We start from the raw sequence: 20,685 nt of genomic DNA, 5'->3' as shown, positions 1-20,685 counted from the left end.
TGGCTGGGGTGCAGGGATTCGAACCCCGGAATGCTGGTATCAGAAACCAGTGCCTTACCGCTTGGCGACACCCCAATAGGTGTTTAATCAAATTGTCTTTGTATGGCTGGGGTGCAGGGATTCGAACCCCGGAATGCTGGTATCAGAAACCAGTGCCTTACCGCTTGGCGACACCCCAATAGGTGTTTAATCAAATTGTCTTTGTATGGCTGGGGTGCAGGGATTCGAACCCCGGAATGCTGGTATCAGAAACCAGTGCCTTACCGCTTGGCGACACCCCAATTATCTGGTGGCTACGACGGGAATCGAACCTGTGACCCCATCATTATGAGTGATGTGCTCTAACCGACTGAGCTACGTAGCCATAATACTGCTTTACTGCTTTTCCCGATGCTGGCTGGGATACCTGGATTCGAACCAGGGAATGCCGGTATCAAAAACCGGTGCCTTACCGCTTGGCGATATCCCATCTGTTAACGCGTATCCACGAAAACATATCGGATTGGCTGGGGTACCTGGATTCGAACCAGGGAATGCCGGTATCAAAAACCGGTGCCTTACCGCTTGGCGATACCCCATCCGGCTGCCGAAGACTGAAATGGTGCGGGAGGCGAGACTTGAACTCGCACACCTTGCGGCGCCAGAACCTAAATCTGGTGCGTCTACCAATTTCGCCACTCCCGCAAAAAAGATGGTGGCTACGACGGGAATCGAACCTGTGACCCCATCATTATGAGTGATGTGCTCTAACCGACTGAGCTACGTAGCCATCTTTTTTCGCGTTACCTTCAACGGCGTTGCGGGGCGCATTATGCGTATTGAGCTTTGTAGCGTCAACAGTTTTTTTGCCGTTTTTTACCTTGCGGCGCCTGTTTGTCTGGCTTGTAACCAGGCTGGCGCTTTATTCAGCAATTTTCGATCACATCCGCGTCAGTTGCAACTAAAAAGGGACCGCAGCGGGTCCCTTACTCTATCCGGCGATGCGCTTATTTGTAAGCGGACTGATGTACGCCAACGGCACGGCCGGAAGGATCGTCCATGGATTTGAACGCCTCATCCCACTCAATCGCTTTAGCAGAAGAGCAGGCCACAGAAGGTCCGCCCGGCACGCACTCTGCCGCGCTCGGCAGCGGGAACAGCTCCTCAAAGATTTCGCGATAGAGATACGCTTCTTTTGAGCCAGGCGTGTTGTGCGGGAAGCGGAAGTGTGCGGTCGCCAGCTGCTGATCGCTGACCTGCTTCGCCGCCACTTCTTTCAGCGTATCGATCCAGCTGTAACCGACGCCATCAGAAAATTGCTCTTTTTGACGCCACGCCACGCTCTCCGGCAGGTACGATGAGAAGCATTCACGCAGAATATGCTTTTCCATCTTTCCGTTGCTGCCGCACAGTTTATCTTCCGGGTTGATGCGCATTGCCACATCCAGGAATTTTTTATCCAGGAACGGCACGCGTGCCTCTACGCCCCAGGCTGACATCGCTTTGTTCGCACGCGCGCAGTCAAACATATGCAGCGCCAGCAGCTTACGCACGTTCTCCTCATGAAACTCACGGGCGTTTGGTGCTTTATGGAAGTAGAGATAGCCGCCAAACACTTCATCTGCGCCCTCACCAGAAAGCACCATCTTGATACCCATCGCCTTGATTTTGCGCGACATCAGATACATCGGCGTTGAAGCGCGAATCGTGGTGACATCATACGTTTCGATGTGGTAAATCACGTCACGGATGGCGTCCAGACCTTCCTGTACCGTGAAATGAATTTCGTGGTGCACGGTACCGAGATGATCGGCGACCGCCTGCGCAGCTTTCAGATCGGGCGAGCCTTCCAGACCCACAGCAAACGAGTGCAGCTGTGGCCACCAGGCGTCGCTCTTATCAGCATCTTCCACCCGTTTAGCCGCAAAACGCTTGGTAACGGCCGAAATGATCGAAGAGTCCAGTCCGCCTGAGAGCAGCACGCCGTAAGGGACATCCGACATCAGATGGCTTTTTACTGACTCTTCCAGCGCATGTTTCAGGCCTGCAGCATCCGTGGTGTTCTGCGCAACCGCTGCAAAATCCATCCAGTCGCGCTGCCAGTAACGACGGATCTCACCGTCAGTGCTGGAGAGGAAGCTTCCCGGCGGAAATTCTTTAATTGAGCGGCAGACCGGAACCAGCGCTTTCATTTCAGATGCAACGTAAAGGTTGCCGTGCTCATCATTGCCCATATAGAGCGGAATGATACCGATATGATCGCGACCAATCAGGTACTGCTGTTTAACGCTGTCCCACAGGATGAAAGCGAACATACCCTGCAGGTCATCGAGGAAATCGACGCCTTTTTCCTGATAAAGCGCCAGAATCACTTCGCAGTCGGAGCCGGTCTGAAACGCGTAACGATCGCTCAGCTCAGCGCGCAGCGCCTGATGGTTATAAATTTCGCCGTTCACGGCCAGTACGTGGGTGTGGTCAGCGTTATACAGCGGCTGCGCGCCGTTGTTAACGTCAACGATTGAGAGGCGCTCATGCACCAGGATAGCCTTATCATCTGCAAACACTCCGGACCAGTCCGGGCCGCGGTGACGCATCAGACGGGAAGACTCCAGCGCTTTCTTGCGCAGTTCAACAGGATCGCTTTTCAGATCCAGCACACCAAAAATCGAACACATAACTGACTCCTGATCTCACCCTGTGGCGATGTTATTTTGCATTTGTCCGGCAGCCTGCGCTGCGTGATGTATAAGAAAATGCGCTAATTGATGGTGGTTGCGCAAGCAAAATAACGTTTTTATGATAAATAGAGTGTTGCACAGGTGAATAAATTAAATATTCATCAAAATAAATGCTGTTTTTTTAGATGATATCTAATAATTTGCCGATTTAGCTCTTTTTATCATCAGGGGTCCAAAACAGTAACGCCCCGCACACCGGCAGGTGGGCAGGGCGTCAGCAGATGCACGGCGCCGGTCAGAACAGATCGATATCGGCGACGGAAGGGAAAATCCAGTCGGGGCGGAACGGCATAGCGTCGATATCGCTCAGGGTAGAGACACCTGAGAGCACCAGAATGGTTTCCAGCCCCGCCTGGAAGCCTGCCAGAATATCGGTGCGCAGGTTATCACCCACGATCACTGTCTCTTCAGAGTGCGCATGCATTTTGTTCAGCGCAGCCCGCATAATGTAGGGGCTGGGCTTGCCAACGTAAAAGGGCTTACGGCCCGAAATGGTTTCGATACCGGCACAGAGTGCGCCGCAGGCGGGAATAAATCCACGCGCATGGGTATCCGGATTGGTCGCAATAAAGCGCGCGCCGTTAGCCACAAAAAATGCGGCTTTATGCATCATATCCCAGTTAAACGAGCGGGTTTCACCGACGATAACAAAATCAGGATTGACGTCAGTAATGGTAAAGCCGGCGTTGTAGAGTTCGTGAACCAGCGCACCTTCCCCGATTACATACGCTTTTTTCCCCTCCTGACGCCGCAGGAAATCAGCGGTGGCCATGGCTGAGGTATAAAATACCGAGTCAGGGATGTCGACGCCGGCGTTGGAGAAACGGTTAGCCAGATCCTGAGCAGTCTGCGACGGATAGTTAGTCAGCACGACCAGCGGCATGCCTTTTTCCAGGATACGCTGCAGAAATTCATTAGCCCCTTTCACGGCCGTGTTGTCATGCATCAACACGCCATCGATATCACAGATTACGCTTTTAATGGTCATACAAGATCCCGTCAGGCCGTCTCAGGCAGGTTACAATTAATCTTCCAGCAGATGCTGCAGCAGAATGCCATTCAGCATAGCGCGTTTTGCCAGCGCAAATGCACCAATCGCGGAGCGATGATCCAGCTGTGAACGCACTACCGGCAGGTTTTTGCGAAATTCACGCAGCACCTGCGTATTAATACAGCTCTCAATGGCGGGAAACAACACTTTGTCGGCGTCGGTGATTTCGCCCGCCAGCACCACCTTTTGCGGGTTAAAGAGGTTGATTGCAATGGCAATCGCTTTGCCAAGATAACGCCCCACATACTCAATCACTTCACACGCCAGCGCGTCGCCCTGATTAGCGGCGTGACAGATTTGCGGCATCAGGCAGTTATCCAGCGACAGCACACTCGGATATCCCTGATTCAGCAGATGGCGTACGCGGTTTTCAATGGCGCCATTTGCGGCGATGGTTTCCAGACAGCCGAAGTTGCCGCAGTGGCAGCGTTCCCCCAGCGGATCGACCTGGATATGGCCAATTTCGCCCACGTTACCGTTACTGCCGAGGAAAATTTGCCCGTTAGCAATAATGCCGGCACCGGTTCCACGATGCAGCCGCACCAGAATCGAGTCAGCGCAGTCGCGGCTTGCACCGAAGTAGTGCTCAGCCAGCGCCAGACTGCGGATATCATGCCCTACAAAGCTGGTCACGCTGAACCGCTGCTGCAGGCTGGCGACCAGCGGCCAGTGGCTGACGGCAATGTGCGGCATATAGCGAATAATCCCTTTAACCGGATCAACCAGCCCAGGCAGGATCACGGCAATTGCGATCAGCTCATGAATTTTCCGCTGATGCACGTTGATAAACGCGCTGATCGCATTAAACAGTGCGTTCTCCAGCGTCTCCTGCGTGCGCTCTGGTAGCGGATAATCTTCCTGCGCCAGCGATTTGCCGCTTAGATCAAACAGGGTAAGCGTGGCGTCGTTGCGTCCGAGACGGACGCCGATGGTATGAAAATGACGGGTTTCCGTGATAATGGAGATGGCGCGGCGACCGCCGGTAGAGGCCTGCTGCTCGACCTCTTTGATCAGACCGCGTTCAATCAACTGACGGGTAATTTTAGTGACACTGGCGGGCGCAAGCTGGCTGAGATCGGCAATCTGAATGCGCGAAATCGGCCCCTGTTGATCGATCAACCGATAAACGGCTGCGCTATTGAGTTGTTTGACAAGATCGACATTTCCTATTTGAGTCTGGCCGCCAGTGGTCATTCAATGCTTACTCGCTGAGGACGCTCTCTCCATTGACGAACGTCTTGATGATTTGATAATCGCGGGTAAAAACAGTGAGGTTGGCGGCTTTTCCTGCTGCTACCGTGCCCAGCTGTTTTTCCACGCCCATGGCTCTTGCCGGATAAAGCGTTGCCATACGTAACGCCTCATCCAGGGCAATGCCGCAATACTCTACGCTGTTCTGCACTGCTTCAATCATTGTCAGTGCTGAACCGCTCAGGGTTCCATGCTCATCCACGCACAGGCCATTGCGATAGTATATTGTTTTACCTGCAAAAATAAATTTATCAATCGCGGCACCCGCTGGCGCAGTCGCGTCAGTAACCAGAATCAGCCGTTCGCCTTTAAGCCGCTTTGCCATGCGCACGTTAGCGTAATTGACATGTAAGCCATCTGCAATGATGCCGCAGTATACATCAGGCGAATCAAACAGCGCACCGACCAGTCCAGGTTCACGGCCGCTAAAAGGGCTCATCGCATTATAAAGGTGGGTCGCAAAGGTAATACCGGCGCTGAATCCGGCTTTTGCCTCGGCATAGGTCGCATTAGAGTGACCGGCAGAAACGATGATACCGGCTGCGCCGAGCTGACGAATAACCTCGCTGCCTGCCTGTTCAGGCGCCAGCGTAACCTTAGTAATGACATCTGCGTTGGCACAAAGGTAGTCAACCAGTGCGGGATCGGGCTGGCGTATCAGAGCCGGATTGTGCGTCCCTTTTTTCTCCCGGCTGAGCCACGGACCTTCAAGGTGCAAACCCAGCGCCTGATTCTGCCGCGTTGTCAGCCAGGCGCGCATGGTTTCCACCGCCTGCTTCATCAGTTCATCACTGCTGGTAATCAGCGTGGGAAGAAAGCTGGTACAGCCTGACTTTTCATTAGCACGCTGCATTATCTCCAGCGTTTCCACGCTCAGCGCGTCAGGCGAATCGTTGAATTGCACACCGCCGCAGCCGTTGAGCTGCAGGTCGATAAAGCCGGGAGCGATAAACGCGCCGGCCATATCCTGTTGCGGTAGCGCTGCATCCAGCATGGCGCGCGGGCAAACCCGATCAATAATACCGTCCGCGATAACTACCGCGTGATCGTCCAGAATGTCATAGCCGGTAAAAATCCGACCGTTTACTAATGCGTACATTATCTCTCTCCCGGCTGCGCCAGCTGTCAGCGACAGCAGGCTTCTACATCGTCCTCTCAGACGCCCTGCATATTTTCCGCTTCAAGCTCGCGGAAATATTTTACCGTTTTAACTTTCAGTTCCATTGTCGCTGGCTCATCGCATACCACAACCGCTTTTGGATGCAGCTGCAGACAGCTGATGGTCCACATATGGTTTACGTTACCTTCTACCGCGGCCTGAAGCGCCAGCGCTTTGACATGGCCTGTCACGAGAATCATCACCTCTTCGGCATCCAGCAGCGTACCCACGCCAACAGTCAGCGCATATTTAGGAACCTGGCTGACATCGCCATCAAAAAAGCGTGAATTAGCGACACGCGTATCATGCGTCAGCGTTTTTATACGTGTACGCGATGAGAGCGAGGAGGCGGGTTCATTAAACGCAATATGGCCATCATTGCCTACACCACCCATAAACAGGTGGATTTTACCAAACGCACGAATCTTCTCTTCATACTGGCGACATTCTGCGTCAATATCTTCCGCATTGCCATTCAGAAGATTGATGTTTTCTGACGGAATATCAACATGATCGAAAAAGTTGCGATACATAAAGCTGTGATAGCTTTCCGGGTGCGCTTTCGGCAGACCAACATACTCATCCATATTGAATGTGACGACATGCTTAAAGCTGACCTGGCCCGCTTTGTGCATCTCAATCAAATGCTTGTAAGCTTCCAGCGGCGTGCCGCCCGTAGGCAATCCCAGAACAAAGGGACGCTCAGGGCCTGGGTTGAAGGCGTTAATCCGGTTGACGATATGGCGGGCTGCCCATTTGCCAACCTGAGCAGGTGTAGCCAGCGGAATCAGTCTCATAGTGCACCTCGGTTAAACAGATAAAAAGAATATGCTGTAGCAGCCGTGATCAAGTGTGAATGAGGTTAACGCGTTTATCAGCAGGCTACAGCGAAAAAGAGTGGTTGATATTTTTTATCATAAAATAAGTTTGTAGCAGTGACCAGTATTAAGCGACTTAATTTGGCTATTAAAGTGATAAAAGTCACAACCGGAGCGGTTTTAATTTGCGAGGCGAATTAATTTATCTTTACACTGCATCTCGCAGAGAATCGTCTTATCAACACGCCAGGTGCCGGGATAATAAAACCAACCCGTACCAGGGGATACGCCAGTCTCATAGGGGGAGAACAAGGTGAGTATATTAGGCTATTTACAAAAAGTCGGCCGTGCGCTGATGGTGCCGGTGGCCACGCTGCCGGCGGCCGCTATCCTGATGGGGGTAGGCTACTGGATCGATCCCGACAGCTGGGGGGCAGGTAACGCGCTGGCGGCACTGCTGATAAAGTCAGGCTCCGCGATTATCGACCATATGTCGGTACTGTTTGCGATTGGTGTCGCCTACGGTATGTCTAAGGATAAAGATGGCGCCGCGGCCCTGACCGGCTTTGTTGGCTTTCTTGTGGTGACCACGCTCTGTTCGCCTGCTGCCGTCGCTATGATACAGAAAATGCCGCTTGAGCAGGTGCCTGCGGCGTTTGGCAAAATTGAAAACCAGTTTGTCGGTATCATGGTGGGTATCCTTTCGGCTGAGATGTATAACCGCTTCAGCCATGTCGAATTGCCTAAAGCGCTCTCTTTCTTCAGCGGGCGTCGCCTGGTACCGATTCTGGTCTCCTTCCTGATGATTGTCGTGGCGTTTATCCTGATGTACGTCTGGCCGGTGATCTTTGGTGGTCTGGTAAGCTTTGGAGAACATATCCAGAAACTGGGTTCTGTCGGAGCAGGGGTATACGCCTTCTTTAACCGGTTACTGATCCCGGTTGGCCTGCACCACGCGCTCAATTCCGTGTTCTGGTTTGATGTTGCGGGTATTAACGACATTCCAAAATTCCTCGGCGGCGCGCAGTCTATTGCTAACGGCAGCGGCATTCCGGGCATTACGGGTCGCTATCAGGCGGGCTTCTTCCCAATCATGATGTTTGGCCTGCCGGGTGCGGCACTGGCTATCTATCACTGCTCGCGTCCTGAAAATCGCGCAAAAGTGGGTGGCATTATGCTGGCGGCCGCTTTCGCAGCATTCTTTACCGGTATCACTGAGCCGCTGGAATTCTCCTTTATGTTCGTGGCTCCGGTGCTCTATGTGATCCACGCGGTACTGACCGGTATTTCAGTGTTTATTGCGGCCAGCATGCAGTGGATTGCCGGATTTGGCTTCAGCGCCGGCCTGGTAGATATGGTGCTCTCATCGCGTAACCCGCTGGCGGTGCACTGGTGGATGCTGATCCCGCAGGGCCTGGTCTTCTTCGTGATCTACTACGTCGTCTTCCGTTTCACTATCCGCAAATTTAACCTGCTGACGCCGGGCCGCGAACTGGCAGCGGATGATGAAACCGATGGTTATGATGTGAATGTTATGCAGGAAAATAGCGGTGAAACGGCCACTGAATCGCTGGCGCGTCGCTATATTGCTGCCGTTGGCGGCTCTGAAAACCTGACGCATATCGATGCCTGTATCACGCGCCTGCGTCTGAACGTGAAAGATTCCGCACAGGTCAGCGAAGGTGTGGCAAAACGCATCGGCGCTTCAGGCGTTATCCGTCTTAATAAGCAGAGCGTGCAAATTATTGTGGGTACGCAGGCGGAAAGTATCGCTACTGCGATGAAGTCCGTATTGACCAAAGGCCCGGTGGCGGCCGCCAGCGCTGCGCCTGTGGCTAAACCGGTTGTGGCAGCAGCCGCGCCTGCGCCCGCGGCGACACATAAGGCGATTGCCACGCTGCTGGCACCGGTATCAGGTCATGTAGTGGCGCTGGATAAGGTGCCGGATGAAGCGTTCGCCAGCAAAGCGGTAGGTGATGGCCTGGCCATCCAGCCGTCGGATAGCCGCGTGGTGGCACCGATTGCCGGTACTATAGTGAAAATCTTCAACACCAATCACGCCTTCTGTCTGGAAACAGAGAGCGGCGTTGAGATAGTGGTGCATATGGGGCTGGACACCGTTGCGCTGGCAGGGCGCGGTTTTACCCGGCTGGTGGAAGAGGGCGCGACCGTTACCGCTGGCGAGCCGATCCTGGAGATGGATCTGGACTATCTGAACGCTCACGCGCGCTCGATGATCAGTCCGGTGGTGGTCAGCAACAGCGACGACTTCGCAGGTCTTACGCTGCTGGCAACCGGCACGGTTGTTGCCGGTGAAACGCCGCTCTATGAGGTGAAAAACTAACCCCAGGCGTTTAACCAATCAGGCAGGAAGCGATTCCTGCCTTTTTTGTTTTAAAAGCGCCAACAAACGGTTGTTTCCCTTCAGCGCTTTGTGGATCATACTCCGTTACTTCGAGGTAAAATCACCCGTTATTGTTTGAGGATTTTGAGATGAGTGAGGCTGAAGCCCGCCCAACGAACTTTATTCGTCAGATCATCGACGAAGATTTGGCGAGCGGTAAGCACAGTACTGTGCATACCCGTTTCCCGCCAGAGCCCAATGGTTATCTGCATATTGGCCATGCAAAATCGATCTGCCTGAACTTTGGAATCGCACAGGATTATCAGGGGGAATGCAATCTGCGTTTCGATGATACCAATCCGGTGAAAGAGGATATGGAGTTCGTCGAGTCGATCAAAAATGATGTGCAATGGCTGGGCTTTGAGTGGAGCGGCAACATTCGTTACTCATCCGACTATTTTGATCAGCTGTTTAATTATGCTGTCGAGCTGATCAACAAAGGGCTGGCGTACGTTGACGAACTGTCACCCGAGCAGATCCGCGAGTATCGCGGCACGCTGACGGCGCCGGGCAAAAACAGCCCGTATCGCGATCGCAGCGTTGAAGAGAACCTGGCGCTGTTCCGGAAAATGCGCGACGGTGGCTTTGAAGAGGGTAAGGCGTGCCTGCGTGCCAAAATCGATATGGCTTCCAGCTTTATCGTGATGCGCGATCCGGTGCTCTACCGCATTAAGTTTGCCGAACACCATCAGACCGGCAACAAATGGTGCATCTATCCGATGTACGACTTCACGCACTGCATCTCCGATGCGCTGGAAGGGATCACGCATTCGCTCTGCACGCTGGAGTTTCAGGATAACCGTCGCCTGTATGACTGGGTGCTGGATAACATCACGATTCCGGTGCATCCGCGGCAGTATGAATTTTCGCGCCTGAATCTGGAATATGCGGTGATGTCGAAGCGCAAGCTGACGCAGCTGGTGAGCGAAAAGCGGGTTGAAGGCTGGGACGATCCGCGCATGCTGACCGTTTCAGGCCTGCGCCGTCGTGGTTACAGCGCGGCATCAATCCGTGAGTTCTGCCGCCGCATCGGTATTACCAAACAGGACAATATCGTTGAGATGGCTTCGCTGGAGTCATGCATTCGTGACGACCTCAACGAAAATGCGCCGCGTGCTATGGCCGTGCTCGATCCGCTTAAAGTCGTGATTGAAAACCTGCCTGCCGGGCATGACGAGATCATCACCATGCCAAACCATCCTAACCGGCCGGAGATGGGGACGCGCGACGTGCCTTTCAGCCGCGAAGTATGGATCGACCGCGCAGATTTCCGTGAAGAAGCTAACAAGCAGTATAAGCGTCTGGTACTGGGTAAAGAAGTGCGCCTGCGCAACGCCTATGTGATCCGCGCTGAGCGTGTGGCAAAAGATGAGGCGGGCAACATCACCTGCATCTATGCGACCTGCGATGTGGATACGCTGAGCAAAGACCCGGCTGATGGCCGCAAAGTAAAAGGGGTGATCCACTGGGTCTCCGCAATTCATGCGCTGCCCGCTGAGTTCCGCCTCTACGATCGCCTGTTCAGCGTGCCTAACCCGGGCGCGGCAGAGGATTTCCTCGCGACCCTGAATCCGGACTCGCTGCAGATTAAGCAGGGCTTTGTGGAGCCAGGACTGCGCGAAGCGGTGGCAACCTCGCCATATCAGTTCGAGCGTGAAGGCTACTTCTGCGCGGACAGCGTCTACTCGCAGCCATCAGCGCTGGTATTTAACCGCACGGTAGGCCTGCGTGATACCTGGGCGAAGATCGGCAGCGAATAATAACCGCTTCCGGCATCATAAAATTATATAAGGGCGAGCATTCGCCCTTTTTTATTATCCTCTTTTGCTCCCCGGCAAACATTTATTCTGCGTTAAATAAAATTGTGCAGATACGCGGGCTTACGACTTGTCTGACTTTAAAAAAATTAACGCATTTGACCGTGTTAAATCCTTTTTTTCAGGTAGGCTATGCGCACTCCGGACTTGGTCTGTGGCTAGCAAAAAGGGAAAAATAATGACAAGCCTCGCTCAGGAAGCCAAACATAGCGTTGTGGTTTTACATCAGCTCATTGAACGTATTTTTAATCATGCGGATGTCAGCAACGATACCATGGGGCTGCTGCTGTCGCATTTCCATCCTGATTTTCGGATGGTTACGCCACAGGGCAGACAGCTGAATCTGAATGACGTTGAAGAACTATTTCGCCGCCTGTGCGGACAGCGTGAAGGAATGCGCATCGCGACCAGCGAACATGCGATCATTTCTGAGCAGCAAAAAGAGGTCACCATTCAGTATCGCGAACTGCAGATACTGAACGGCGAGAGCCACAGCCGTATTTCGCTGGCGGTGCTGGACTGCACAACGGAAAATCCGCGCTGGCGCTACCTGCAGGAGACGCTGGTCGCCTGAATTGCAGCAACAAAAAAACCGGTGCAGGCACCGGTTTTTTTATTTTACAGCGTAACTGCGTTATTTATCGTTATGCAGCGTTTCATCTTCCCGGCAGTCACCCACTTCGCAGTGACCATACAGATAGAGGCTATGGTTGGTGAGCTTGATACCGTGGCGGGTCGCGATTTCGCGCTGGCGCGTTTCGATCGACTCATCGCTGAACTCAATCACTTTACCGCAGTCCAGGCAGATAAGATGATCGTGATGCTGCTGCTGCGTTAATTCAAAAACGGACTTGCCGCCTTCGAAGTTATGACGGGTTACAATGCCCGCGTCGTCAAACTGGTTCAGAACGCGATATACCGTGGCCAGACCAATCTCTTCGCCCATATCGATCAGGCGTTTGTACAAATCTTCCGCGCTGACGTGATGGCACTGGGGTTCCTGAAGCACTTCCAGAATCTTTAATCTGGGCAGCGTGACTTTCAGGCCAGCCTTTTTCAATGCGGAATTGTTGTCAGTCATGCGGATATTGTCCTGTTACTTTGCTAGTCATTTGCGGCTTAACAGCCTTGAATGTGTGGTTAACGCGCATTCTCATTTGCGTCTCATTATAGAACCGGGACAGGCGAATAGAAACCAGGCAAATGTTAAAGAAATCACCAGAGGCGGGAGTAACGCTCTTGCTGTCGCCGGCGGGATTATACAGTGCTGGGTTCTCAGTTCACTCAGCCTCAGCCTGCTGACAGAGGAATAAGCCATTAACCGTTGCGGGTATTCTACAGAATTGCAGGGAAAAGTTAAAAAAGCGTAGCTATTATTTTTATAGGCAATTCCGTTACCCGATGTTAACCGCGCCTGCATCGGGTAACGGCAACACATTATGCCTCAATAATTTCTTTGAGCTGCAGCTCATCAAAAATCTGCTTCACCCAGCCCTCGACGCGCGCATTCGTCAGCTCTGGCTGACGATCTTCATCGATGGCGAGCCCGAGGAAATGCTTCTCATCAGCCAGGCCTTTGGAGGCTTCAAAGTGGTAACCTTCAACAGGCCAGTGACCCACGATAATTGCGCCATTTGGCTCAATAATGTCGCGAATTGTACCCAGCGCATCGCAGAAGTACTCAGCGTAATCTTCCTGGTCACCACAGCCAAACAGCGCAACCAGCTTGCCATTGAAGTCAATCTCTTCCAGCGTCGGGAAAAAATCATCCCAGTCGCACTGCGCTTCACCATAATACCAGGTAGGAATACCCAGCAGCAGGATATCAAACGCTTCCAGATCTTCTTTCGTGCTCTTAGCAATGTCATGCACTTCGGCGACATCTTTACCCAGTTGTTTCTGGATCATCTTTGCAATGTTTTCAGTGTTGCCGGTATCGCTGCCGAAGAAAATGCCTACGATTGCCATGGGTTAGGTAACCTCTTAAATCCTGAATGTGAGAGTAAGTCAACAGACTACACAGATAAGCGAATGATAGCAGACCCTGAAAAAGCGCGGAACGCGCAAAGCGCAGAGTTTGTGTTCCTGTGTGCGGTCTGCATAAATTATATGAGTTTGAGCTGCGTCAGCAGCATCTGCTCAATCAGCTCGCTGCGACTGATATTTTGCTGCTCAGCCAGCGTATTGAGCGCGTCAACCGCTTCGCCGGACATTTTGAGCTCTACGCGCCGTAGCCCACGAACCTTATCGCGTTTAAGCTGGTTGCGCTTATTAATGCGCAACTGCTCATCGCGCGACAGCGGGCTGGTTTTCGGGCGGCCCGGTCGTCGCTCGTCTGCAAAGAGATCAAGCGTGGTACGGTCTGTCTGTTCTTTTGCCATGATTTGCGAAACTGAGTGGGCGCGAACGGCGCCGCGCGATTAAACACATTATCGGCCAGCCACAGTGTGTAACCACCGCGGCAAAATTTTAGCGCGACATCATACTCCAGCGTCAGACGGGACGCCAATCTTAAACATAGCGCAATAAGCTTTTGCTTTCAGAGTGTAAAAAAGCGCCGTACGGCACGTAATACGGCATCAGGTTTCTCTGCATGCACCCAGTGCCCGGCACCGGCAATGACCTGCGCCCGCGCCTCAGGAAACTGAGCCAGCAGCGGGGCCCGATAGTGGTTATCCAGATACGGAGAGTCGCCGCCGCGAATAAACAGCGCCGGGTGAGCCGAGGGGGGAATAGGTTCCCAGCCCGATATCGTCGCGTAGTTATCCCATAATACCGGCACGTTGAACCGCCACTCTCCTTCAGCAAAGGACTTCAGGATAAACTGAATGATCCCCTCTTCAGGGATAAACTGTCGCATCACCGCTGTGGCTTCACTGCGGCGCGTCACGCCGGCTGCGGAGACCGCGCGAATCGCTGCAAAGATCTCATCATGCCGGCGCGTCTGATAGTCGACGGGAGCGATATCAATCAGCACCAGCTTGCCAACGCGTTCAGGCGCCAGCGCACTCAGTGCCATAGCGATCTTGCCCCCCATCGAGTGGCCAATCACATCAACCTGCGAGATCTGCTGTGCATCCAGCGTATCCACCATATCCTGCGCCATTGCAGCATAGCTCATGCTATTGCTGCGCGGCGATAAACCGTGATTGCGCACATCGACCTGCAGCGTAGTACGTGCATCGGCTACGCCACGTGCCAGCCCGCCAAGGTTATCCAGGCTGCCAAACAGGCCATGGATAAGTAAAACCGGTGCGCTGTGAGAATCAGATTGTGCAGTTTGCAGACGGGCATTCAAAATCATGGCTAAAGTTCTTACAGTTGAGAGCGTGGGTTAGGGTATCATGATTCTACCTGTCCGGGTGGCGGTCGCCAGGTATTAGGGCATATTCTGACTTTTGCCCGTAAACGTTGCCAGCGCTATCAGCTATTGCGGATTTAACTTTATAATCAATATGTCAGATCCCAGGCTCTCTGCGTGCCCGCTACCGGTAAGGGCGTTGCAGAATGCGGGATTCTGCTAGTTGCCAGACTCGTACGGAATAAGATGAAAACGATTGAAGTTGACGAAGAACTCTACCGTTATATTGCCAGCCACACGCAGCACATCGGTGAAAGCGCCTCAGACATACTGCGTCGCATGCTGAAATTTACCGCCAGCTCGCGCGCTGCAGCAGCGCCAGCAGTGACGGCCCCGGTAAAAGAGGCGACAGCAGCAGAGCCTGAAGCGCGTCCGCAGGACCGCGTGCGTGCCATGCGCGAGCTGATGCTGTCAGATGAGTATGCCGAGCAGAAAAAGGCGGTTAACCGCTTTATGCTGATTTTGTCAACGCTCTATCGTCTCGATCCTGATGCATTCGCCGATGCTACCGCATCGCTGCAGGGACGTACGCGCGTCTATTTTGCCGGTGATGAGCATACGCTGCTGCAAAATGGCACGCATACCAAACCCAAGCATGTGCCAGGTACACCTTACTGGGTCATCACAAACACCAATACAGGCCGTAAATGCAGCATGGTGGAGCACATCATGCTGGCTATGCAGTTCCCTCCGGAGCTGACAGAGAAAGTTTGCGGCACCATTTAAACTGAAGCGTCAGGGAGAAGCGCCAATGGCCAATCACCCCCGTGCCGGGCAGCCTGCCCAGCAGAGCGATTTGATTAACGTTGCACAATTAACCTCGCAGTATTACGTCCTGAAGCCGGATGCGGCTAACCCGGACCATGCGGTGAAATTTGGCACATCTGGCCACCGCGGCAGCGCGGGACGTCACAGCTTCAATGAAGAGCACATTCTGGCTATCGCACAGGCGATCGCCGAAGAGCGCAAAAAGAACGGTATCACGGGTCCATGCTACGTGGGCAAAGATACGCACGCGCTCTCTGAGCCCGCTATTCTGTCAGTACTGGAAGTGCTGGCGGCGAACGGTGTAGATGTCATCGTGCAGCAGGATAACGGCTACACGCCAACGCCCGCTATCTCCAATGCTATTCTGGAGCATAACAAACGCGGCGGCGCGCAGGCTGACGGCATTGTGATCACCCCTTCACACAATCCACCGGAAGATGGCGGCATTAAATACAATCCGCCAAACGGTGGGCCGGCTGATACCAACGTCACAAAAGTGGTGGAAGATCGCGCTAACCAGCTGATTAAAGGCGGTCTGCAGGATGTGAAACGTCTGCCGCTGGATCAGGCGTGGCAGAGCGGCCACATTGTCGAGCAGGATCTGATTCAGCCTTATGTTGAAGGACTGGCGCAGGTTATCGACTTCCCGGCGATTCAGAAAGCGGGACTGAAAATTGGCGTAGATCCGCTTGGCGGCTCAGGTATGGCTTACTGGCAGCGTATCGCTGAGCATTACAACCTCGATCTGACCATCGTTAATGACGCTATCGACCAGACCTTCCGCTTTATGCATCTGGATAAAGATGGCGTGGTGCGCATGGACTGTTCATCAGAGTGCGCGATGGCGGGTCTGCTGGCATATAAAGACAAGTTTGATCTGGCCTTCGGCAACGATCCCGATTATGACCGTCACGGTATTGTCACGCCAGCTGGCCTGATGAATCCTAACCACTACCTGGCCGTCGCTATCAACTATCTTTTCCAGCATCGTCCGCAGTGGGGCAGTGATGTTGCCGTGGGCAAAACGCTGGTCTCCAGCGCGATGATTGACCGCGTGGTTAATGATATTGGTCGCAAGCTGGTAGAAGTACCGGTGGGCTTTAAGTGGTTCGTTGATGGACTGTTCGACGGCAGCTTTGGCTTTGGCGGCGAAGAGAGCGCGGGGGCTTCTTTCCTGCGTTTTGATGGTTCAGCCTGGTCCACGGATAAAGATGGCATCATTCTCTGCCTGCTGGCCGCTGAAATTACAGCGGTGACCGGAAAAAATCCGCAGCAGCACTATGATGAGCTGGCAGAGCGCTTTGGCGCGCCAAGCTACAATCGTCTGCAGGCGTCGGCCACCTCGGCTCAGAAAGCCGCGCTGTCAAAGCTGTCACCAGAGATGGTCAGCGCTGATACGCTGGCGGGCGATCCGATCACCGCACGCCTGACGGCCGCTCCGGGTAACGGCGCATCCATTGGCGGACTGAAAGTCATGACGGAGAACGGCTGGTTTGCCGCGCGTCCGTCCGGCACTGAAGATGCTTACAAGATTTACTGCGAAAGCTTCCTTGGCGCTGAGCATCGCGAGCTGATTGAGAAAGAAGCGGTGGAAATTGTCAGCGAAGTTCTGAAGAACGCCTGAGAGTGATACCGTGAAAAGGGCCGCTGCTGCGGCCCTTTTTTTATGGCATAAAACGGTAGCCGATACCGGTTTCCGTCAGCAGGTGAGCAGGCTGCGTCGGATTTTCTTCGAGCTTCTGACGCAGGTGGCCCATATAGATGCGCAGATAGTGGCTGTGTTCCACCGCATTGGGTCCCCAGACCTGATTCAGCAGCTGGCGCTGCGTCAGCACCTTGCCGGCGTTATTCAGCAGCAGACTGAGCAGGCGAAACTCGGTTGGCGTCAGATGCACTTCCTGGCCGCGGCGGGTGATGCGGCGTGCAGCCAGGTCAACGCAGACTTCACCAAACAGCACGCGCGCATCGGGCTGACTGCCCTGATGACGACGTAAAGCCACCCGCACCCTGGCCAGCAGTTCGCCAATGCCAAACGGTTTTGTCAGATAATCATCCGCACCTGCGTCCAGCGCTGCGATCTTATCCTGCTCATCACTGCGGGCTGAAAGCACAATAACCGGCATCGTGCTCCACTGGCGTACTTCGCGAATAAACGCGATGCCATCACCGTCAGGCAGGCCGAGATCGAGGATCACCAGATCGGGCTTGCGCGTTGCCGCTTCAATCAGACCACGCTGCAGCTGTTCAGCTTCGACAATTTTTACGCCTTCGCTCTCTAACGCCAGGCGTACAAAACGGCGGATCTCTTTTTCATCTTCCACAATCAAAATGGTTGTCACGTGGGCTCCTGCGACACGGTTTTCTCTACTTTAGCAATAAACCGCAGCGGCGTCCGCGCAGCGATTTACCACAGTAAAATAACCCGTTATTCACACCGTTGTAACGCCATTCTGTGGAACGGGAAAACGGCTAAAAAAAGTTCAGAATAAGTGGTCTGATGAGTAGCAAAAGTGAGCAGTCAGGCGTAATATTTGCGGCAGATCACACTTTACAACAGACTGCTCAGGAGGAACGCAATGGATAAACGCTATTCACTGCCAAAAATCGTTATACGGCGCACACTGGTGCTGATTGCAGGCGTTGCGGCACTTCCTTTTATGCTATTTCGCCGCGATCGTGCGCGTTTTTATAGCTACCTGCACCGTATCTGGTGCAAAACCAGTACCAAGCCGGTATGGCTGGCGCAGTCCGAGGTGGCAGGCGGTATTTACTGGTAACAGAATTTTTCTGACTAAGGCGGACGCTTTTACCCGAAGCGCCCGCTTTTTTTGACAAAATTTTCCTTATAGCGCCTGCTATATCCTGCCATTCATCGCCATTTGCGCTACACTTAAACCTCTACAAGATTTTGGAGGTTGTACAAGTATGAGCGAGAAAATTCCTGTCGGCATCAGTGCCTGCCTGCTCGGGGATAGCGTCCGATTTGATGGCGGCCACAAGCGTTTTGCCTTTGCAACGGACGAACTCGCGCAATTTGTGCGCTATGAGCCGGTCTGTCCTGAGATGGCTATCGGCCTGCCCACACCGCGTCCGGCATTGAGACTGGTGAAGCAGGGCGACGATCAGATCCATATCTGTTTCAGCAAAGATGATAATCAGGAAGTCACCAGCGAAATGCGCAGCTGGTCAGCGGAGCGCGTCAAATCGCTGCACCATCTTTGCGGCTATATTCTCTGCGCCAAATCACCCAGCTGCGGTCTGGAGCGGGTGCGCGTTTACGATCCTGCCACAAACAATAATCGCAAATCGGGCATCGGCATCTTCACCTCTTTTTTGCAGCAGGAGATGCCCTGGCTGCCGCTGGAAGAGGATGGCCGCCTGCACGATCCGGTTCTGCGCGAAAATTTCACCGGGCGCGTATTTGCGCTGCATGAGTTTAACGAAATGTGGCGCAGCGGACTGACGCGGCACAAACTGATCGCCTTTCACAGCCGGTATAAACTGCTGCTGCTGTCGCACGCGCAGGATGCCTATCGCGAACTGGGACGCTTCGTGGCCGCTATGGATAAATGGGCGTCGCTGGAGGAGTATGCGTTTGAGTACCGCAACCGGCTGATGCAGCTGATGTCGCATCGCGCATCGCGCCGCAATCACACTAATGTGCTGATGCATGTACAGGGCTATTTCCGGCCAAAACTCAGCTCTCCTCAGCGTCAGGAACTGGCGCAGCTAATCGATCGCTATCGCTGTGGCGTTCAGCCGCTGCTGGCCCCTATCACCATGCTGAAACACTACATGGCTGAGTATCCGCATCCCTGGCTGGCGCAGCAGCGCTATTTCGATCCCTATCCGGAAGCACTGCGCCTGCGTTACGGACAATAAGGACAAGGCCCCATGACCACACACCTGCTCTGGCTGCGCAACGATCTGCGTATTAACGATAACAGCGCGCTGGCGGCAGCGTGTCATGATAAAAAAGCTGACGTCATGGCGCTGTTTATCGCCACGCCGAAACAGTGGCGGCAGCACAGCATGTCAGCAAAACAGGCGACCTTTATTCATCAGAATCTGTGCGAGCTGCAGCAGGCGCTGGCGGAACGCGGCATTCCGCTGCATTTTCATCAGTGCGATGATTTTGCTGCTTCAGTTGATTACCTGAGCGACTTCTGCAAAACGCATCAGGTGGATGCGCTGTTTTACAACTATCAGTATGAAATTAACGAGCGCGAGCGCGACGCTGCCGTCGAAAAGCAGCTGGATGAGCAGGGCATTACCTGTCAGGGATTTGATGACAGCCTGCTGCTGCCGCCGGGCAGCGTGCAGACCGGCAATAACACCACGTTTAAAGTTTTTACGCCGTTCAGCAAAGCGTTTGTAAAACGGCTGCAGCAGGGGCTGCCAGAGTGCCATAGCGCTCCTGCCGCACGCGGTGATGCTCCGCTGAAAAACCTGAAAAAGATCCCCGCATTTGATTATCCGACTGAAAAACCCGATGAAAAGCTCTTTCCCGCCGGCGAACAGGCGGCGTTGAAACGCCTGCGCGCGTTTGCCAGACAGCCGGTGCTGGATTATCCCTCAGAGCGCGATACGCCTGCCAGCGACGGGACCAGCCAGCTGTCAGCCTATCTCTCAACCGGCGTACTCTCACCCCGGCAGTGTCTGCACCGGATTGTGAAAGAGCATGCTGATGCGCTGAAAGGAGGAAAAGCCTTTACCTGGATCAGTGAGCTGATCTGGCGGGAATTCTATCGCCATCTGATCGTGGCCTATCCGGCGCTCTGTAAACATCAGCCGTTTATCGACTGGACTCATCACGTCAGCTGGCAAAAAGACAGCGCCCATTTTGACGCCTGGAAAGCGGGCAAAACCGGCTATCCCATCGTTGATGCAGGCATGCGCCAGATGAACAGCATTGGCTGGATGCACAACCGGCTGCGCATGATCACCGCCAGCTTTCTGGTAAAAGATCTGCTTATCGACTGGCGGCAGGGCGAGCGCTACTTTATGGAACAGCTGATTGACGGTGATTTCGCTGCCAACAACGGCGGCTGGCAGTGGGCAGCCTCTACTGGCACCGATCCCGTTCCCTATTTCCGTATTTTTAACCCGACAACCCAGGGTGAACGGTTCGATAAGCAGGGCGCATTTATCCGGCAGTGGCTGCCGGAGCTGAAAGAGGTGCCCGACAGCGATATTCATCAGCCGCACGTCTGGGCGAAGAAAAACAACAAGAAACTCGATTATCCCCAGCCGATCGTGGAACATAAGGCGGCACGCAAAAAGACATTAGACGCTTTTGAACGCGCACGTGGCGCGGCCTGAGGCGATTACGGAGCCTT

Annotated in this window: 18 protein-coding genes and 8 tRNA genes; 8 read left to right on the top strand and 18 right to left on the bottom strand. The window is 53.7% G+C overall.

All coding sequences use genetic code 11. The features are described from left to right. The 13 genes from AC2CF9_RS08050 to nagB all read right to left on the bottom strand — a co-directional run bounded on the left by AC2CF9_RS08050 (position 1) and on the right by nagB (position 6,975). Positions 1-75: transfer RNA gene (locus AC2CF9_RS08050), tRNA-Gln, on the bottom strand. 28 nt (positions 76-103) lie between these two features. After that, a tRNA-Gln gene (locus tag AC2CF9_RS08045) sits at positions 104-178 on the bottom strand. A gap of 28 nt (positions 179-206) precedes the next feature. Further along, a tRNA-Gln gene (locus AC2CF9_RS08040) sits at positions 207-281 on the bottom strand. Between the two features lie 6 nt (positions 282-287). Beyond that, positions 288-364 (bottom strand) — tRNA-Met (locus AC2CF9_RS08035). 30 nt (positions 365-394) lie between these two features. Next, a tRNA-Gln gene (locus AC2CF9_RS08030) sits at positions 395-469 on the bottom strand. Positions 470-503: 34 nt separating this feature from the next. Then, positions 504-578 (bottom strand) — tRNA-Gln (locus AC2CF9_RS08025). Between the two features lie 21 nt (positions 579-599). Continuing rightward, a tRNA-Leu gene (locus AC2CF9_RS08020) sits at positions 600-684 on the bottom strand. Between the two features lie 8 nt (positions 685-692). Beyond that, a tRNA-Met gene (locus tag AC2CF9_RS08015) sits at positions 693-769 on the bottom strand. 217 nt (positions 770-986) lie between these two features. Beyond that, positions 987-2,654 carry an asparagine synthase B gene (asnB, locus tag AC2CF9_RS08010; protein ID WP_039383166.1) on the bottom strand — a complete coding sequence of 556 codons (1,668 nt, stop codon included), beginning with the start codon at positions 2,652-2,654 and terminating at the stop codon, positions 987-989. A gap of 298 nt (positions 2,655-2,952) precedes the next feature. Further along, positions 2,953-3,705 (bottom strand): HAD-IIA family hydrolase, encoded by a 753-nt coding sequence (locus tag AC2CF9_RS08005; protein WP_039383168.1) that lies wholly within the window; start codon positions 3,703-3,705, stop codon positions 2,953-2,955. Positions 3,706-3,741: 36 nt separating this feature from the next. Continuing rightward, on the bottom strand, positions 3,742-4,962 hold the full coding sequence (gene nagC / locus AC2CF9_RS08000; RefSeq protein ID WP_150017523.1) for a DNA-binding transcriptional regulator NagC: 1,221 nt from the start codon (positions 4,960-4,962) through the stop codon (positions 3,742-3,744). A gap of 7 nt (positions 4,963-4,969) precedes the next feature. Then, a complete protein-coding gene (gene nagA / locus AC2CF9_RS07995) occupies positions 4,970-6,118 on the bottom strand; it encodes an N-acetylglucosamine-6-phosphate deacetylase (protein ID WP_484556721.1) in 1,149 nt (382 codons plus the stop codon). A 56-nt stretch (positions 6,119-6,174) separates the two neighbouring features. After that, positions 6,175-6,975: a glucosamine-6-phosphate deaminase gene (gene nagB / locus AC2CF9_RS07990; RefSeq protein ID WP_150017521.1), complete on the bottom strand. Its 801-nt coding sequence runs from the start codon at positions 6,973-6,975 to the stop codon at positions 6,175-6,177. A 340-nt stretch (positions 6,976-7,315) separates the two neighbouring features. Here nagB and nagE point away from each other — a divergent pair, with 340 nt between their 5' ends. The 3 genes from nagE to AC2CF9_RS07975 all read left to right on the top strand — a co-directional run bounded on the left by nagE (position 7,316) and on the right by AC2CF9_RS07975 (position 11,791). Continuing rightward, positions 7,316-9,340, top strand: a complete 2,025-nt coding sequence (nagE, locus tag AC2CF9_RS07985) for an N-acetylglucosamine-specific PTS transporter subunit IIBC (protein WP_484556799.1) — start codon at positions 7,316-7,318, stop codon at positions 9,338-9,340. A gap of 149 nt (positions 9,341-9,489) precedes the next feature. After that, positions 9,490-11,160, top strand: coding sequence for a glutamine--tRNA ligase (glnS, locus tag AC2CF9_RS07980; RefSeq protein ID WP_150017519.1), 1,671 nt, complete (start codon positions 9,490-9,492; stop codon positions 11,158-11,160). A 235-nt stretch (positions 11,161-11,395) separates the two neighbouring features. Next, entirely contained in the window at positions 11,396-11,791 is a 396-nt protein-coding gene (locus AC2CF9_RS07975; RefSeq protein WP_484556720.1) for a hypothetical protein, read from the top strand. A 60-nt stretch (positions 11,792-11,851) separates the two neighbouring features. Here the strand turns inward: AC2CF9_RS07975 and fur are convergent, their stop codons facing one another. The 4 genes from fur to ybfF form a co-directional block, all read right to left on the bottom strand. Beyond that, the gene (gene fur / locus AC2CF9_RS07970) at positions 11,852-12,298 is read right to left on the bottom strand and encodes a ferric iron uptake transcriptional regulator (RefSeq protein ID WP_039383181.1); all 447 of its coding nucleotides are present in this window, start codon (positions 12,296-12,298) and stop codon (positions 11,852-11,854) included. 356 nt (positions 12,299-12,654) lie between these two features. Beyond that, positions 12,655-13,185: a flavodoxin FldA gene (gene fldA / locus AC2CF9_RS07965; protein WP_039383182.1), complete on the bottom strand. Its 531-nt coding sequence runs from the start codon at positions 13,183-13,185 to the stop codon at positions 12,655-12,657. 137 nt (positions 13,186-13,322) lie between these two features. After that, positions 13,323-13,598, bottom strand: coding sequence for a LexA regulated protein (gene ybfE, locus AC2CF9_RS07960; RefSeq protein WP_039383184.1), 276 nt, complete (start codon positions 13,596-13,598; stop codon positions 13,323-13,325). Positions 13,599-13,756: 158 nt separating this feature from the next. Beyond that, entirely contained in the window at positions 13,757-14,521 is a 765-nt protein-coding gene (ybfF, locus tag AC2CF9_RS07955; protein ID WP_484556719.1) for an esterase, read from the bottom strand. Between the two features lie 243 nt (positions 14,522-14,764). Here ybfF and seqA point away from each other — a divergent pair, with 243 nt between their 5' ends. Both seqA and pgm read left to right on the top strand, forming a co-directional pair. Beyond that, a complete protein-coding gene (seqA, locus tag AC2CF9_RS07950; RefSeq protein ID WP_150017513.1) occupies positions 14,765-15,304 on the top strand; it encodes a replication initiation negative regulator SeqA in 540 nt (179 codons plus the stop codon). Between the two features lie 25 nt (positions 15,305-15,329). Beyond that, the gene (gene pgm / locus AC2CF9_RS07945; RefSeq protein ID WP_039383189.1) at positions 15,330-16,970 is read left to right on the top strand and encodes a phosphoglucomutase (alpha-D-glucose-1,6-bisphosphate-dependent); all 1,641 of its coding nucleotides are present in this window, start codon (positions 15,330-15,332) and stop codon (positions 16,968-16,970) included. 40 nt (positions 16,971-17,010) lie between these two features. On the opposite strand, the gene kdpE is transcribed toward pgm, so the two are convergent. After that, entirely contained in the window at positions 17,011-17,685 is a 675-nt protein-coding gene (kdpE, locus tag AC2CF9_RS07940) for a two-component system response regulator KdpE (RefSeq protein WP_484556718.1), read from the bottom strand. Positions 17,686-17,922: 237 nt separating this feature from the next. Between kdpE and AC2CF9_RS07935 the strand changes: the two genes are divergently transcribed. From AC2CF9_RS07935 to phrB, 3 genes are all read left to right on the top strand, one after another. Further along, on the top strand, positions 17,923-18,123 hold the full coding sequence (locus tag AC2CF9_RS07935; RefSeq protein WP_094111652.1) for a YbfA family protein: 201 nt from the start codon (positions 17,923-17,925) through the stop codon (positions 18,121-18,123). Between the two features lie 148 nt (positions 18,124-18,271). Further along, positions 18,272-19,228, top strand: coding sequence for a YbgA family protein (locus AC2CF9_RS07930; RefSeq protein WP_039383196.1), 957 nt, complete (start codon positions 18,272-18,274; stop codon positions 19,226-19,228). 12 nt (positions 19,229-19,240) lie between these two features. Beyond that, positions 19,241-20,668: a deoxyribodipyrimidine photo-lyase gene (gene phrB, locus AC2CF9_RS07925; protein ID WP_484556717.1), complete on the top strand. Its 1,428-nt coding sequence runs from the start codon at positions 19,241-19,243 to the stop codon at positions 20,666-20,668. Positions 20,669-20,685 lie beyond the last annotated feature (17 nt).

The organism is Pantoea sp. SYBGC1 (assembly GCF_057197005.1).
The sequence above is the reverse complement of the archived record's forward strand: the minus strand, read 5'-3'. Positions and strand labels throughout refer to the sequence as shown.

Excerpts from the sequence above, each read along its gene's own strand:
- asnB (WP_039383166.1), bottom strand. The coding sequence starts at position 2,654 with ATGTGTTCGATTTTTGGTGTGCTGGATCTGAAAAGCGATCCTGTTGAA.
- AC2CF9_RS08005 (WP_039383168.1), bottom strand. The coding sequence starts at position 3,705 with ATGACCATTAAAAGCGTAATCTGTGATATCGATGGCGTGTTGATGCAT.
- nagC (WP_150017523.1), bottom strand. The coding sequence starts at position 4,962 with ATGACCACTGGCGGCCAGACTCAAATAGGAAATGTCGATCTTGTCAAA.
- nagA (WP_484556721.1), bottom strand. The coding sequence starts at position 6,118 with ATGTACGCATTAGTAAACGGTCGGATTTTTACCGGCTATGACATTCTG.
- nagB (WP_150017521.1), bottom strand. The coding sequence starts at position 6,975 with ATGAGACTGATTCCGCTGGCTACACCTGCTCAGGTTGGCAAATGGGCA.
- glnS (WP_150017519.1), top strand. The coding sequence starts at position 9,490 with ATGAGTGAGGCTGAAGCCCGCCCAACGAACTTTATTCGTCAGATCATC.
- AC2CF9_RS07975 (WP_484556720.1), top strand. The coding sequence starts at position 11,396 with ATGACAAGCCTCGCTCAGGAAGCCAAACATAGCGTTGTGGTTTTACAT.
- fur (WP_039383181.1), bottom strand. The coding sequence starts at position 12,298 with ATGACTGACAACAATTCCGCATTGAAAAAGGCTGGCCTGAAAGTCACG.
- fldA (WP_039383182.1), bottom strand. The coding sequence starts at position 13,185 with ATGGCAATCGTAGGCATTTTCTTCGGCAGCGATACCGGCAACACTGAA.
- ybfE (WP_039383184.1), bottom strand. The coding sequence starts at position 13,598 with ATGGCAAAAGAACAGACAGACCGTACCACGCTTGATCTCTTTGCAGAC.
- ybfF (WP_484556719.1), bottom strand. The coding sequence starts at position 14,521 with ATGATTTTGAATGCCCGTCTGCAAACTGCACAATCTGATTCTCACAGC.
- seqA (WP_150017513.1), top strand. The coding sequence starts at position 14,765 with ATGAAAACGATTGAAGTTGACGAAGAACTCTACCGTTATATTGCCAGC.
- pgm (WP_039383189.1), top strand. The coding sequence starts at position 15,330 with ATGGCCAATCACCCCCGTGCCGGGCAGCCTGCCCAGCAGAGCGATTTG.
- AC2CF9_RS07935 (WP_094111652.1), top strand. The coding sequence starts at position 17,923 with ATGGATAAACGCTATTCACTGCCAAAAATCGTTATACGGCGCACACTG.
- AC2CF9_RS07930 (WP_039383196.1), top strand. The coding sequence starts at position 18,272 with ATGAGCGAGAAAATTCCTGTCGGCATCAGTGCCTGCCTGCTCGGGGAT.
- phrB (WP_484556717.1), top strand. The coding sequence starts at position 19,241 with ATGACCACACACCTGCTCTGGCTGCGCAACGATCTGCGTATTAACGAT.